General features: G+C 41.3%; 16 protein-coding genes. 13 read left to right on the top strand and 3 right to left on the bottom strand.

Going from position 1 to position 14387, the window contains the following annotated elements; all coding sequences use genetic code 11:
* The first annotated feature begins 157 nt into the window (after window positions 1–157).
* Genes CGB83_RS10335 through CGB83_RS10320 form a run of 4 tightly spaced genes read left to right on the top strand, consistent with a single transcriptional unit; the run spans window position 158 to window position 2312 of the window.
* Window positions 158–439 carry a hypothetical protein gene (locus CGB83_RS10335; RefSeq protein ID WP_100075707.1) on the top strand — a complete coding sequence of 94 codons (282 nt, stop codon included), beginning with the start codon at window positions 158–160 and terminating at the stop codon, window positions 437–439.
* Between the two features lie 4 nt (window positions 440–443).
* Window positions 444–1211, top strand: a complete 768-nt coding sequence (locus CGB83_RS10330) for a ParA family protein (protein WP_100075706.1) — start codon at window positions 444–446, stop codon at window positions 1209–1211.
* 4 nt (window positions 1212–1215) lie between these two features.
* Window positions 1216–1665, top strand: a complete 450-nt coding sequence (locus CGB83_RS10325; protein ID WP_100075705.1) for a DUF3408 domain-containing protein — start codon at window positions 1216–1218, stop codon at window positions 1663–1665.
* Between the two features lie 11 nt (window positions 1666–1676).
* Window positions 1677–2312, top strand: coding sequence for a conjugal transfer protein TraD (locus CGB83_RS10320; protein WP_100075704.1), 636 nt, complete (start codon window positions 1677–1679; stop codon window positions 2310–2312).
* A 25-nt stretch (window positions 2313–2337) separates the two neighbouring features.
* On the opposite strand, the gene CGB83_RS10315 is transcribed toward CGB83_RS10320, so the two are convergent.
* The 3 genes from CGB83_RS10315 to CGB83_RS10305 are packed head-to-tail and all read right to left on the bottom strand — an operon-like array spanning window position 2338 to window position 6651.
* Window positions 2338–4269, bottom strand: coding sequence for a UvrD-helicase domain-containing protein (locus CGB83_RS10315; protein WP_100075703.1), 1932 nt, complete (start codon window positions 4267–4269; stop codon window positions 2338–2340).
* Entirely contained in the window at window positions 4251–6332 is a 2082-nt protein-coding gene (locus tag CGB83_RS10310; RefSeq protein WP_100075702.1) for an ATP-dependent endonuclease, read from the bottom strand. Before CGB83_RS10310 ends, CGB83_RS10315 begins: the two co-directional genes overlap by 19 nt.
* A gap of 34 nt (window positions 6333–6366) precedes the next feature.
* A complete protein-coding gene (locus CGB83_RS10305; RefSeq protein ID WP_066437859.1) occupies window positions 6367–6651 on the bottom strand; it encodes a helix-turn-helix domain-containing protein in 285 nt (94 codons plus the stop codon).
* A 205-nt stretch (window positions 6652–6856) separates the two neighbouring features.
* Here CGB83_RS10305 and CGB83_RS10300 point away from each other — a divergent pair, with 205 nt between their 5' ends.
* The 9 genes from CGB83_RS10300 to traM are packed head-to-tail and all read left to right on the top strand — an operon-like array spanning window position 6857 to window position 14381.
* Window positions 6857–7162 (top strand): DUF4134 domain-containing protein, encoded by a 306-nt coding sequence (locus CGB83_RS10300; protein ID WP_089874082.1) that lies wholly within the window; start codon window positions 6857–6859, stop codon window positions 7160–7162.
* Window positions 7163–7173: 11 nt separating this feature from the next.
* Window positions 7174–7506 (top strand): DUF4133 domain-containing protein, encoded by a 333-nt coding sequence (locus CGB83_RS10295; RefSeq protein ID WP_100075701.1) that lies wholly within the window; start codon window positions 7174–7176, stop codon window positions 7504–7506.
* Complete coding sequence (locus CGB83_RS10290; protein ID WP_100075700.1) at window positions 7503–10007, top strand: TraG family conjugative transposon ATPase; 2505 nt, start codon at window positions 7503–7505, stop codon at window positions 10005–10007. The genes CGB83_RS10295 and CGB83_RS10290 overlap by 4 nt, the downstream gene beginning before the upstream one ends.
* 28 nt (window positions 10008–10035) lie before the next feature.
* The gene (locus CGB83_RS10285; protein ID WP_047098910.1) at window positions 10036–10668 is read left to right on the top strand and encodes a DUF4141 domain-containing protein; all 633 of its coding nucleotides are present in this window, start codon (window positions 10036–10038) and stop codon (window positions 10666–10668) included.
* A gap of 3 nt (window positions 10669–10671) precedes the next feature.
* On the top strand, window positions 10672–11667 hold the full coding sequence (gene traJ / locus CGB83_RS10280) for a conjugative transposon protein TraJ (protein ID WP_100075699.1): 996 nt from the start codon (window positions 10672–10674) through the stop codon (window positions 11665–11667).
* A gap of 19 nt (window positions 11668–11686) precedes the next feature.
* A complete protein-coding gene (traK, locus tag CGB83_RS10275; protein ID WP_013632616.1) occupies window positions 11687–12310 on the top strand; it encodes a conjugative transposon protein TraK in 624 nt (207 codons plus the stop codon).
* A 12-nt stretch (window positions 12311–12322) separates the two neighbouring features.
* A complete protein-coding gene (locus CGB83_RS10270; protein WP_013632615.1) occupies window positions 12323–12751 on the top strand; it encodes a hypothetical protein in 429 nt (142 codons plus the stop codon).
* A gap of 18 nt (window positions 12752–12769) precedes the next feature.
* The gene (locus CGB83_RS10265; protein WP_013632614.1) at window positions 12770–13054 is read left to right on the top strand and encodes a hypothetical protein; all 285 of its coding nucleotides are present in this window, start codon (window positions 12770–12772) and stop codon (window positions 13052–13054) included.
* Window positions 13041–14381, top strand: a complete 1341-nt coding sequence (gene traM, locus CGB83_RS10260; RefSeq protein ID WP_013632613.1) for a conjugative transposon protein TraM — start codon at window positions 13041–13043, stop codon at window positions 14379–14381. Before CGB83_RS10265 ends, traM begins: the two co-directional genes overlap by 14 nt.
* The last annotated feature ends 6 nt before the right edge of the window (window positions 14382–14387 follow it).

Genomic DNA, 14387 nt, shown 5'->3' with positions numbered 1-14387 from the left:
GCCAAACACTGCCACCTCTATACAACCGAATGATTTTGATGAGTTCTTTGCCCCTGAATGTTGGCAGGCAGGCAGACAGCCAGTACTTCAGGACGAGCAGACGACACACATTCAAGATAGCGGGTTATCCTGCCTGCAAGATTGCAAGATTGCAGGAATGCAAGAAAGCAAGAGCGCAGGAATGACGGAAAGCGTGCTATCAGCATATCACGCCTGCCCGATGGATGGAATGGCGGACGGAACGAATGAAAGACCGAAATCCTGCCTGATAAGATGCCTGAATGAAGGCATTGCTGCTGTACCGCAGGAAATCAGGCAATCAGTAATTCCCGCAGGCAAGCCTGATGGCTATACTGCAAGAAAGACAGCACGAAATCAGGACTGCACGGCTGATAGCCTGCAAGCCAGAAAACTGGAAGATGTAAACTTTAAATTTTAAAAATATGGACACAAAAAAGAAACCTCTGTTCGTTGCCTTTTCTTCTCAAAAAGGCGGTGTTGGCAAAAGCACATTTACTACGCTTGTCGCCAGTACGATGCACTATCGGTTGGGCTACAACGTAGCCGTATTTGATGCGGATTTTCCGCAGCACAGCCTGATGAAAATGAAAACCCGTGATTTGGCAATGGTAATGGAAAATGAGGCTTTGAAAAAACTGGCGTATAAGCAGTTTACCACCATCAACAAAAAAGCCTATCCCATTATGCAGCACAAAGCGGACAGCGTACTCGATGCGGCGCACGAATTTGTAAACACTTCTCCCGTTCCGCTTGATGTGCTGTTCTTCGACCTGCCCGGAACCGTGAACACGCCCGGCATCCTGAAAGCATTGGCGGGAATGCACCACATTTTTACGCCCATTACGGCAGACCGTGTGGTAATGGAAAGTACACTCATCTTCACGCAGCTTTTACAGGATGTGATTATGAAAAAGGGCGAAACTTCCATACAAACCATTAACCTGTTTTGGAACCAGGTGGACGGCAGGGAAAGCACACCCTTATATGACGTGTACAATCAGCTTATCGGGCAACTGGGATTAAGCCTGATGCAAAGTCAAATCAAGAACAGCACCCGTTTTCGCAAGGAAAGCGAAGCGGACAGCAAAACGGTTTTCCGTTCTACGGTAATGCCACCTGATGAGCGTTTGATGAAAGCCTGTCAGTTAGACCTGTTCATCAGCGAATTTTTAAACATCATTCAATTGTAGTGCTATGGAAAAAGACAATAAAAGAAAAGTAACGCCGGACATTAACGAGGAAATGATGATGAACCTGATGGTGGATGGTATTAAAAAGGATGGTTTGCAGCTACCGCCTGAACCTGCCGAAGAGCAGGTAAAGGAAGCTGTAAAAGACGAGGTGCAGCAGGAAGAATTATCACAAAGCAAACCCGCACAACGGGAAAGGAACCGCACCAAGAAAAACCTTGACGGAAGCTACGGCGAACACTTTTTGAAAACCCACTCGATGACAAAGCGGGGCGATAAAAGCATTTATATCCGGCAGGAATACCACGAACGCCTATCCCGCATTGTACAGGTCATTGGTAAAGATGCCATACCCTTGTATGCCTATCTTGATAACATACTGGAGCATCATTTTGAAATGTTTGAAAAAGCCATTACCGATGATTTCAACGAAAAGTTTAAACCCATTTTTTAAAGCATCAGATTATGGAAATAGTAATTGTGATTTGCCTGCTGATAGTCATTGTCCTGCTTTTGCAGGATAAGATTGTCATTCATAAAAGGTCGGAGCAAAAGCCCACACAGGAAAAAGTTAACCCGAACCTGCCCGATATTATGGGGCAGCCCAAGCGAGTAAGAAGCCATTCCCTGCCAAACACTGCCAATGAAAGCCAAATAACGGAACCGGAGATAAACCCTGATAATTTAGACATCGAATACGACGAAAACGAAAACGTCAGCATTCAAATTCCGCAGGAAGAACTGGACGAAGTTTTCAGCAATATGCCTGATTTGGAAGAAGAGGAAGAAGAATGGAACAGGTACGGAATATCCGGTGGCGATAACGGTTTTGCCCAAGGGGTTACCTACGACGAACTAAGCTCCGTAGGCGCATTGCTCCAAAAAGAGAATTTGGAACAGGCTCAAAAGGAAACAGCGGTAGCCATAGTTCAGAAATTACAGGGAACCGAATTATTCAGCTTACTGGAAAATTCCATTGAGGGTGCTTCCCGAAAAATTGCCGAGCTTTTGGATAGCACACTTTCATCTGAAAGCGACGACGGTTCTTCCACCTTGCGGAAAAGTGATTTGGGTGATTTTGACATTGGGGAGTTTGTATAGCTCCTCAATGTTCTTATGAATAAGTTTAACCAATATCAATTACATTTTCTTCTCCAAACCAAACTTTGGCTTTCGCTATTACATCTGCATCAGGATTGTGAAAGAAGACTGCTAAATTTTCTTTAGCCCTTGTGCAACAGACATAAAATATCTTTTGTGTTCTGTCTAATACAGTTGCTGAACCTGTTTCTAAAAAGAGATTACCGAAATTATAATTGTTCCAACCTCCGTTATCAAGAATAACTAAAACATTATCAAATTCTGTTCCTTTGGTTTTGTGCTGTGTTGAAAATGGTGTTTGTCCTTCAAGGTATTCATATAGCTTTTGAAATTCACTAAACTTAACATCCTTCACTCGATTATACAAATACTCCTTGTTCTCTTTAAAAGCAATCAGCTTATCATCAATTAAATAAATTCTCTTTTCGTTAGCATCATTAATGACTTGTTCGATTGTATTATCTCCAACATTCACAAGGCTTTCAATATTTTCTTTTAAGGCTTTTTTACTTGCGATACTTGTTATTTTAAAATGATAATCTGTAGCTCTTAAAAACTCATTGTACTTTTTATTTTGATACAGAGAAATATTATTCTGAATTTTAAATAAGTGTTTTACAAGATTATCTCTTTTTGAACCTTTCTTGTTTTCATCATCTTTGTCTTGCTTTTTATCATCAAGTAATTGGTCTTTGTCAATATACATTTTGGAAAATTCAGTATATTTTATTGCTTTAGCATAATTATATAATTCCGCATTACCATCAATAAAAACCTGCATTGTGTTTGTAGGACGCACTGCGTTTAACTCTCTACCACTTTTTCCTTGCTGTAATGCTTCAATTACTTCTCCAAATGTATTTTCTGAAAAGTCAGTTGCAACATTGTTATCTTTAATATATTTCTTAATTCTATCTCTAAAACTTAATATGTGGTCTTTATCATAAATATCCATCAAGGTTCTAAAACCTGCTTTGCCTGCTATTAAATTGTGAGTGAGATTAAGTTCCTTAGTTTCCTTTGAATTATTAAAATCCCAGCCATAATTCGCGGCTAAAAATTCTTCAACCTTATTGACATCTCCATCAGTGGAATGCAAAAACAAAACAGTACCTTGCTTTATTGCACCATTAGCCATATTAGGAGCTTTCGGGTCGGCGGATGGTTCTTGAATTATACCATCAGTACGAAGTTTGTTCGCCAAATTGATTACAGATTGGGGATTTCTTCTATTTTGCTTCTTTGGAATTTCATTTACTTTTTCGGGTTCATCTCCTTTATAATCGTTTAGGTTGCCAATGCCATCTTCATAAATTGATTGCATTGCATCCCCAAAGAAACCTATGATATTCTTTCTTTCACTTTTCTTAAAATGTATAAGAAAAGTTTCTACGACAGCTTTGCTTGTATCTTGGTACTCATCTATGAAAATGAACTTGTATTTATCTTTTACAATACTGCTAAGTTTGGGATATTTTTCAAAAAGATAGTTTGCTACTATAAGCAATTCATCGTGAGATATTATTCCTTCACGTATTCTAACAAACTCTTTGTACTGTACACCATCAGGCAAAACTGCATAATAATTATCCGGAACGGGATTGACTTCTTCAATAGAAATTTTGATTACTTCCTCATTGTTCGCTAAGGAAACAAGTGCTTCTTTAAGCTCTTTTTGAAAGTGTTTAATACTATCCCATAAGAAATCGTGTATCGTAGATACATTAAGGTTTTTGTGGTTTACTCTTTCCTCAATTTCTTTGACTGCTGCATTAGTATAAGTCATACAAGCAACCTTAGCCGTCGGGTTTTCAGCTATTGCCTGTCGAATTACATTTACTAAGGAATAGGTTTTTCCACTTCCTGCACCTCCGCTTAATAAAAAGTTCCTGCCATTATCAATAGATTGAAAAATTTCCTGTACTTCCGGTTCTAAATTTAATCTTCCTTCAACCATAACAAACCATTTTTAATGTAATCCGGAATATTCCAATTGCTAAATGTTTCATCACTATGATATAATATGTCTAAAGCGAAATGTGTTTTCTTCTTAACACAATTCGCTGCTAAAACATAAGGGCTTTTCGCATCATCATCAAAATCAGCAGCATTTTTTATCCCTTGGAAAGTATCTTTATTTTCTTTTACAAATGTTCTATTCAGATGTATAAAAGCATCTTCAAAACTTCTTGCGTGATAAGTATTTTCTTCCTGTTGGTAACATATACAAATTGTGGAACTTCCTACAACAATTGTTCTATTTCCAACCGGTAAATTTTTTAAATCATTCCAAGTTACAGCCGACAAAAAATGATTAATTGCCGAATTACTCGTTTTAGTCCCTTCATTTACTGGGCAGGCTCCCCATTCGTCTTGCCCTTTTGCATTTTGACCTGTTACCTTTATAGCGTCAATATCTGTTAATATCAGTGACTTTATACCCAGGAAGTCAATAAACTTTTCAAAGATTTGTGAGTATGCCCCAACTTCGATAGTTGATATATTTTGTGACAGAAGAGGCAAAAATGTATCTGCATTACCTGCTGCTTGTAAACGTGCTGCTTCTTCCAAATCAACCTTTCTCATAAAAGTTGGTATCAAAATTCTTTCGGTATCTCCTTCAATAAGTATAGCCTTATCGGCAAAAAAGATTTCCGCTCTGCTAATTGTTAGATATTGTTTTAGGAATTGATATTGTTTTGGGTCGGCATCATATTGGGCTCTTAAATCCTTCAGATTTTTAGCGGTTACGTCATTCTTTGTTATTGTTTTTAAGTATTTTATATCATCGAAATCGCTATCTGCAACAATATGTGATGAATGCGTTGTGATTATATACTGTAACGGTCTTTCTATTCCATCATCTCTTTTGATACCCTCTCCAAGCAGTTTCTTTATATTTTTTATAAAGACATACTGCATCTGGGGATGGGTATGTGCTTCCGGTTCTTCTATAATAAGTAAATTAATATCTGCTGGCTTTTTGTCTTTATCTCTCTTGAAATCTTGTACTAAAATTTCAATTTCAAAAATCATACTTATTAGGTTCATATAGCCTAAACCATTGTAATGCTCCGGCAATCTGTGGTCATCGTGAGTGTACACCACAGTAGTGTTTCCTTCAAGCAATTCTCGGTGTTGCAGTGTTGAAATAATTGCGATATCAGTGTCATTCAACTTAACGCCACCAAAATCCTGAACCTTTTTTATTACGTCTTTAAATAAGTCTTTATAGATATCGCTTAATGTACTGTCGGTTTCTGAAAGCTGGTCTTTAAAATCTTCTGTAGCCTGCGTCTTATCGCTACTATCTTCTTTCTTTTTATAAAGGCTTGAAGTTTGTTTTGAGAGCGTGTTTTCCTTTTCTTTATTTGTCACATCTCTTCTTGCACTAATGTATTTGAAGCTGATGATATCTTTTAAATTAATGTTCTCACTAATAAGGTCAATTGGGTTAGTTTCGGTAATCTTGTTTGTAGCCGTATTATATTCAAAAGAGAATTTATGAATTTTAAAATAAGCTTCTAAATTTTGCTTTAAAAAATCTTTTAATTCCCTTTGCTTATATTCATTCTTCTTAGCATTCTTAGCATTTTCACTGGCGACGAAGCCTGCATAATCAGCTTTTATTCTTAAAAAGTCATCATAAATTACCGTGTATTCAAAACCTAAAACAATATTGTTATTGTCAGGGTCTAAATCCATTAATACTCTACTGACATTAGATAAGTCATCGGTATCGTTATATTCAATATAAATTTTCAGTCTAATACCTTTGGGTGGAAATTCTTCAGGAACATCAGCCGACTTGATTAAAACTTCTAATTCATTTTTAAAATCAATATTGAAATCATCATAAGAAAATTTACTTTTCTCATTTATAAATTTATCAAGAACTGACAAAATAGAAGTCTTTCCTGTATTATTTTTCCCGATAACAAGAGAAAGTTCATTTTCAAGGTCTATTGAGAAAGTCTTCAATAATCGAAAATTTTCAACTTCAATTTTTTTTATCTTCATAATGACTGGTTATAGTATTTGATTAGTTTTTATTCTACTCTTTTTTTAATCTTTTCCTCGATATTTTTAAAACTTGTTCGGCTACAGGCTCATTTTGTAGCAATTCAATTATTTTATCTGAAAACCATAAAATCAATAGCCCATCAACTGGGGTATTCAAAAAGTCTGCAAGCTTTTCAATATGTTTTCTTGGCAATGGTCTTTCTTCATTTTCGACCTTACTAATAAAAGCACTATCCAGTTCCAATGCAGCCCCAACTTCCCGTAAGAATAAGCCTTTACTTTCTCTTAGTCTTTTTATGTGTTTTCCAAATGCCATTTTGCTTTTTTAAGACTTGTCTAAATATGTCAAATTTAAACAAAATAGTTTAATAAATATGGTTTTAGACTTTCTATAAAGCCACTCACAGCCAAACACTTCCTCTGACTGCCACTTTCTTATAACGCCTCTTTTTCCATAAGACATTTGTCCCGAAAGCTCGCAAGGTGCGGGATAAACAGTAACAAATTAATGTGTTTCAATTATGGAAAAACAAAGAAAAAAAGTTTTGCTGGCAGCCGTGGCAATGCTGTCAGGAATTGGTGTCTTCGCACAGGGAAACGGCTCGGCGGGCATCAACGAAGCTACCCAAATGGTAACCTCTTATTTCGACCCCGCAACGCAATTAATCTACGCCATCGGTGCGGTAGTTGGGTTAATAGGGGGCGTTAAGGTGTACAACAAATTCAGTTCCGGCGATCCCGATACCTCGAAAACGGCAGCTTCGTGGTTCGGGGCCTGTATATTCCTGATCGTTGCCGCTACCATCCTGCGTTCATTCTTCCTTTAATCCTTTGCCTTATGAGTAATTACAATATCAACAAAGGCATTGGGAGGACAGTGGAATTTAAGGGGCTGAAAGCACAATACCTGTTCATTTTTGCGGGTGGCTTGCTCGGTACGCTCATTTTCGTGATGATACTGTATATGGCAGGCGTAAACTCTTACATCTGCCTGTTCCTCGGAGCAGGCGGTGCTTCGCTCATTGTATGGCAGACCTTTTCGCTGAACCGCAAGTACGGTGAACACGGGCTGATGAAAATTGCAGCCAATAAAAGGCATCCCCGCTACATCATCTGCCGCAAGCCTGTACACCGCTATTTAAAATTCACACCTAAACAGAATGCCGTATGAGAAATGTAGCAAAGACCACCACACTGGAAAACAAATTTCCGTTGTTGGCAGTAGAGAACAACTGCATCCTTTCCAAAGATGCGGACATTACCGCCTGCTTTGAAGTGCGCCTGCCGGAACTGTTCACGGTAGCTTCTGCGGAATATGAAGCGATACATTCCGCCTGGCACAAAGCGATTAAAACCCTGCCTGATTTTACGGTCATTCACAAACAGGATTGGTACATCAAGGAAAGCTATGCGCCCGATCTGTCAATAGAAGACCAAAGTTTTTTATCAAAGTCTTATCAACGCCATTTCAATGAGCGACCGTTCCTGAACCATTATTGTTACCTGTTCTTGACGAAGACCACTAAGGAAAGAATGCGGATGCAAAGCAACTTCAGTTCGCTTTGCAAAGGCACACTGATACAAAAGGAAATCAGGAACAAGGAAACGATACATCGCTTTATGGAGGCGGTCGCCCAATTTGAGCGTATCGTGAACGATAGCGGTTTTGTAAGCCTGAAATGCCTGACCGAAGATGAAATCATCGGTACGGAAGATACACAGGGATTACTGGAGCAGTACCTCACGCTATCGAGGGGAGCCGGAACACCAATGCAGGACATCGCACTTGGAAACGAAGAGGTACGCATCGGCAACAAAAGGTTAAGCCTGCACACGCTTTCCGATACGGACGACCTGCCCGGAACAGTATCAGCAGATACCCGTTTTGAAAAGCTATCAACCGACCGTAGCGACTGTCGCCTGTCATTCGCTGCACCTGTGGGTTTGCTGTTAAGCTGCAACCACATCTACAACCAGTACATTTTTTTGGATAACAGCGAAGACAACCTTCAAAAGTTCGAGAAGTCCGCACGGAATATGCACTCACTGGCAAGGTACAGCCGTGCCAATCAAATCAACAAAGAGTGGATAGAAAAGTACCTGAACGAAGCCCACAGCTTCGGGCTGTCCTCCATCCGTGCGCACTTCAACATTATGGCGTGGTCGGAAGACCCTGCGGAACTGAAACAGCTAAAGAACGATTGCGGTAGTGCATTGGCACTGATGGAGTGTAAACCCCGGCACAACACTACGGATGTGGCTACCTTGTACTGGGCAGGAATGCCGGGCAATGCAGGCGACTTTCCGAGCGAAGAAAGTTTTTACACGTTCATTGAGCCTGCATTGTGCTTCTTTACGGAAGAAACCAACTACCACAATTCGCCCTCGCCGTTCGGTATCAAGATGGCTGACAGGCTTACAGGAAAACCTATCCATTTGGATATTTCCGACCTGCCTATGAAGCGTGGGATCATCACGAACCGGAACAAGTTCATACTTGGTCCCTCCGGCAGTGGTAAATCATTCTTCACTAACCATATGGTACGGCAGTATTACGAACAGGGCGCACACGTACTGTTGGTAGATACGGGTAACTCTTATCAGGGCTTATGCGAACTCATCAAAGGAAAGACCAAAGGCGAAGACGGTGTTTACTTCACTTATACCGAAGATAACCCGATTGCCTTTAACCCTTTCTATACCGATGATGGCGTGTTCGACATTGAGAAAAGGGAAAGTATCAAGACTTTGATACTGACTTTATGGAAACGTGATGATGAGCCGCCAACCCGTTCGGAAGAAGTTGCCCTTTCCAATGCAGTAAGCGGTTATATCGAGCGTATCAAAACGGATGCTATTTATCCATCTTTCAACGGCTTTTATGAGTATGTGCAGGGCGATTACCGTAAGGTACTCGAAGAAAAACAGGTAAGAGAAAAAGACTTTGACATTGCCAATTTTCTCAACGTACTCGAACCTTACTACAAGGGCGGTGAGTATGATTATTTGTTGAACTCCGATAAGCAATTAGACCTGCTATCCAAACGCTTCATAGTGTTTGAAATTGATGCCATCAAAGACCACAAAATCCTCTTTCCCATAGTCACAATCATCATTATGGAGGTTTTCATCAACAAGATGCGGAGGCTGAAAGGTATTCGCAAACTCATTCTGATTGAGGAGGCTTGGAAAGCGATTGCCAAAGAGGGAATGGCAGAATACATCAAGTATTTGTTTAAGACTGTCCGCAAATTTTTTGGGGAAGCGATTGTCGTAACGCAAGAGGTCGATGATATTATCCAATCGCCCATTGTGAAAGAAAGCATCATCAACAACTCCGATTGTAAAATCCTGCTTGACCAACGAAAGTATATGAACAAATTCGATGACATACAGGCGATGTTGGGACTTACGGACAAAGAGAAAGGACAGGTACTTTCTATCAATATGAACAACGATGCAAGCCGACTTTACAAAGAAGTTTGGATAGGTTTAGGTGGTACGCACTCGGCAGTCTATGCCACCGAAGTTAGTTTGGAGGAATACCTCGCTTACACGACTGAAGAAACCGAGAAAATGGAAGTAATGCAATTGGCTTCCGAACTGGACGGTAATGTAGAACTCGCCATTAAGCATATCGCAATGCAAAGGCGGGACAATTCAAATCAATAGTCATTAACAATTTAAAAATTCAGAAACAATGAAAAAAGTATTGTATCTGGTGTGTACGGCACTGATGCTCGCCGTAGCACCGTCAGCAAAAGCCCAGTGGGTTGTAACCGACCCGGCTAATTTGGCTTCGGGCATTATCAACTCTGCAAACGAAATCGTGCAGACTTCTTCCACCGTAAGCAACGTGATAAAGAACTTCAACGAAGTGAAGAAAGTGTACGAGCAGGGCAAGGAATACTACGACAAGCTGAAAGCCATCAACAACCTTGTAAAAGATGCCCGTAAGGTGCAGCAAACGGTATTGTTGGTCGGGGATGTGTCCGAAATGTACGTGCAGAATTTTGGCAAGATGATGAACGACCCAAATTTCACACCGCAGGAATTGGTCGCTATCGGCAACGGTTATTCTGCACTGCTTAATGAAAGTACCGAACTGCTAAAAGAGTTGAAGCAGATTATAACCGCCACAGACCTTTCACTCAATGACAAAGAGCGTATGGATGTTATTGACCGTGTGTACAAAGAGGTAAAGGATTACCACAGCCTTGTACGTTACTACACCAACAAAAACATTTCTGTAAGCTACCTAAGAGCGAAAAAGAAAAACGATGCCCAAAGAGTGCTTGAACTCTACGGAACTGCTAACCAAAAATACTGGTAAACTATGGAATGGGATAATCTTCACGAACTCCTGCGGTCGCTTTATGATGATATGATGCCACTTGCAGGCGATATGGCGGCAGTTGCTAAGGGTTTGGCGGGATTGGGAGCATTGTTCTATGTGGCATTAAAGGTTTGGCAGGCTTTAAGCCGTGCCGAACCTATTGATATGTTCCCTTTGCTGCGCCCGTTTGCTTTGGGGCTTTGTATTATGTTCTTCCCAACCATTGTACTGGGAACCATAAATGCGGTATTAAGCCCGGTGGTGGTAGGAACCCACCAAATACTCGAAGACCAGGTGCTTGACCTCAACAAGCTGCAACAGCAGAAAGACCAGTTGGAATATGAGGCAATGGTCAGGAACCCCGAAACCGCCTATATGGTATCAGACGAAGAGTTTGATAAAAAACTGGACGAACTGGGATGGTCGCCCTCCGACATTGGTACGATGGCGGGTATGTATATGGACAGGCAAGCCTACAAGATAGAGAAAGCCTTAAAAGATTGGTTTCGCAATCTATTGGAAATACTCTTTCAGGCGGCGGCTTTGGTCATTGATACCATACGAACGTTTTTCCTGATAGTCCTGTCCATACTCGGACCAATAGCCTTTGCTATTTCCGTATGGGATGGCTTTCAGTCCACGCTCACGCAATGGCTCACGAGGTACGTCAGCGTTTACCTGTGGCTTCCCGTTTCGGATTTGTTCAGCTCAATGTTGGCAAGAATACAATCCCTCATTTTAGAAAGGGATATAGCAATGCTTGCCGACCCCACCTATATACCTGATACAAGCAATACCGTGTACATCATCTTTATGATTATCGGCATCATCGGGTACTTCACTATCCCGACAGTAACAGGTTGGGTAATCCAAGCCGGAGGCGCAGGAAACTTTACCCGCAATGTAAACTCCACAGCAATGAAAGCCGGAAACATCGCCGGAGCAGGCGCAGGTTCAACAGTTGGAAACATCGGCGGTAAACTGATGAATAAATAATCATTAATCATTCTAAAAAATGGAATTTAAAACGCTAAGAAATATCGAAAACAGCTTTAGGCAGATAAGATTATATGCCATTGTGTTTGCGGTTCTCTGCATTAGCGTGGTAGGTTACACCGTATGGCGTTCCTACCGCTTTGCAGAAGAACAACGCCAAAAAATCTATGTACTGGATAACGGCAAATCCCTGATGCTTGCCTTATCGCAGGATGCGAGCATCAACCGCCCGGTTGAGGCAAGGGAACACGTAAGGAGATTTCACGAACTGTTCTTTACGCTTGCGCCCGACAAGAACGCTATTGAAAGCAATATGAGCAGGGCATTCAACCTTGCCGATAAAAGTGCTTTTGATTACTACAAAGACTTGTCGGAAAAGGGCTATTACAGCCGTATCATTTCGGGGAACGTGCAGCAACGCATCGAGGTGGATAGTGTCTTGTGCAATTTCGACAACTACCCTTATGCAGTGCGTACTTATGCCAAACAGTTCATTATCCGGTCAAGCAACGTAACCAGGCGTAACCTGATTACTTCCTGCTATCTCGTCAACTCCGTTCGTTCCGACAATAATCCGCAGGGCTTCAATATTGAAAAATTTGCAGTCGTGGAAAATAAGGATATAGAGGTCATCGAACGCTAAAAAAACAATCTTATGGAAGCATTATCAGATTTAAGCACGTTCGCAAAAATCCTTACCGACAAAGGATATAACGGGTATTTCCATACGCAGGGAGCGTATGCCGGAAAGCTGAAAGACAGCATCAGCGAATACCTCGAAAGCTGCCAAAAAGGTGCAGACAGTTTGCCTAAGCAGGACTTACTGCTGACAGGCTACCTACAATGGTCGGGCGATGACAAGCCCTGTGTAGAATGCAATATGTGGGTAAAATACCTGAATGGAAAATTCTCTCTTAGCCGAATGGAAATAGCCAAGAAAGACGGCTTTGGGCAATTACTCAAAAAAACGGAACTGGCAAACCTGTCCGTAATGTCCGCACCCAAATTAACGGAAGCGGTCGCACTGGTTAACGATGCGCCGAAGCAACAGGCGGGTAAAAGTCCTAAGCGTTTCAAGCTGTAACACAGAAATAGTAAGGCTATGAAAAAATTAAGAGCAAATATGGACAGATACTTTGACAAGTTGGACGAACGTTGGCGGGCGTTGCCCTTGCGCAAACAGCACCGATATACGCTGTACTTCTTTGTGGGTTATCTGCTGCTTACCGTAGCGGTCATTGGCAAAGTGATGTACGATACCTCAAAGTCCGGTAACGGTATGGTCATAGAGCATATCGAGAACCCTGTCCTTAAAAGTAAAAATCCTGCAAGGTTGCAGGATAGTGTATCAACAATTTTAAAAAATCAGATTTATGAAAGAAAATGAAAAAAGGGTCAGCTTTCTCGTTGAGGGAGAAGACCAAAACGGAGCATCAAATCTGCCGGATAATAAAAAGAGCAATAAGGATAAGCTCAAAAAGCCAATCATATTCCTTTTGATGGGCGTGGTATTTCTCGGCTGTATGTACCTCATATTTAAACCGTCGAAAGATAAAAAAGCGGTTGAAAATATCGGGTTGAACGATGCTGTACCGCAGGCTACCGGAGCAGGGATGCCCGATGATAAAAGCAAGGCGTATGAGCAGGAAATGCTCGAACGCAAAGAGCAGGAAAAGCGGAATGCGCTAACCACGCTTTCTGATTATTGGAATACTGAAGACAGTGCATCTGCTGACAATGAAGAAAACTTACCTGAAGAAGATGAAGAAAGCAACGGCTTTGGCGGTGGTGGCAGAAATTCGGGACGAAACGGAAATTCTGCATTGAACAGCTACCGTAATGCACAAAGCACACTGGGTTCATTTTATAATAATGACAATGCTGAAACAATGGAACTCCGTAAGCAAGTGGACGAACTGAAAGCAAAGTTGTCGGAAAAAGATGTGCCACCTGTGGCCACCGTTGACGACCAACTCAAATTAATGGAGAAATCCTATGAAATGGCAGCAAAGTATCTTCCCCAAAATGCCAATACCGGAAACGCTGCTCCTGCCATCGGTGCAACTCCTGCTGCTGCGGGTGCTAACCAAAAAGAGCAATTTGTATCGTTCACACCAACAAGAAAGAACATTGTATCAGCCTTGTACCGTGAACCGTCGGACAGTGCCTTTGCAGCCGATTGGAGCCAAACAAAAAACAGGGGGTTCTATACCGCAGGTTCTACTGAAGAGGTGGTACAGCCTAAAAACAGTATCAAAGCCTGTGTACACGAAGCCCAAACGGTAGTTGGCGAAACGGGTGTGCGTTTACGCCTGTTAGAGCCTGCCAAAACCCCGCAACGTACCATCCCCAAAGGAACAATTGTAACGGCTAATGCCAAATTTCAGAATGGCAGGTTACAATTAAAAGTTACTTCGGTAGAACTGGAGGGCAATATCATCCCGGTAGATATTACTATTTATGATTTGGACGGACAGCAAGGTTTATATGTTCCGTATTCGCCTGAAAGAAATGCGGTTACGGACATTGTAGCCAATATGGGCAATGCCACAGGTTCGAGCTTCAGTATGAGTTCTACTCCTGGACAGCAAATTACTTCTGACCTAAGTAAAAGTGCAGTGCAAGGTATTTCGGGCTATTTCGCTAAGAAAGTAAGAACGCCAAAGGTTGCACTCAAAGCAGGCTATCAGGTCTTTCTTGTATCTAAAAAATAATGTTGA

Origin of the sequence: Chryseobacterium camelliae (assembly GCF_002770595.1) — a bacterium.
Lineage (GTDB): Bacteria > Bacteroidota > Bacteroidia > Flavobacteriales > Weeksellaceae > Chryseobacterium > Chryseobacterium camelliae.
This window is presented reverse-complemented; position numbering and strand designations above follow the sequence as displayed.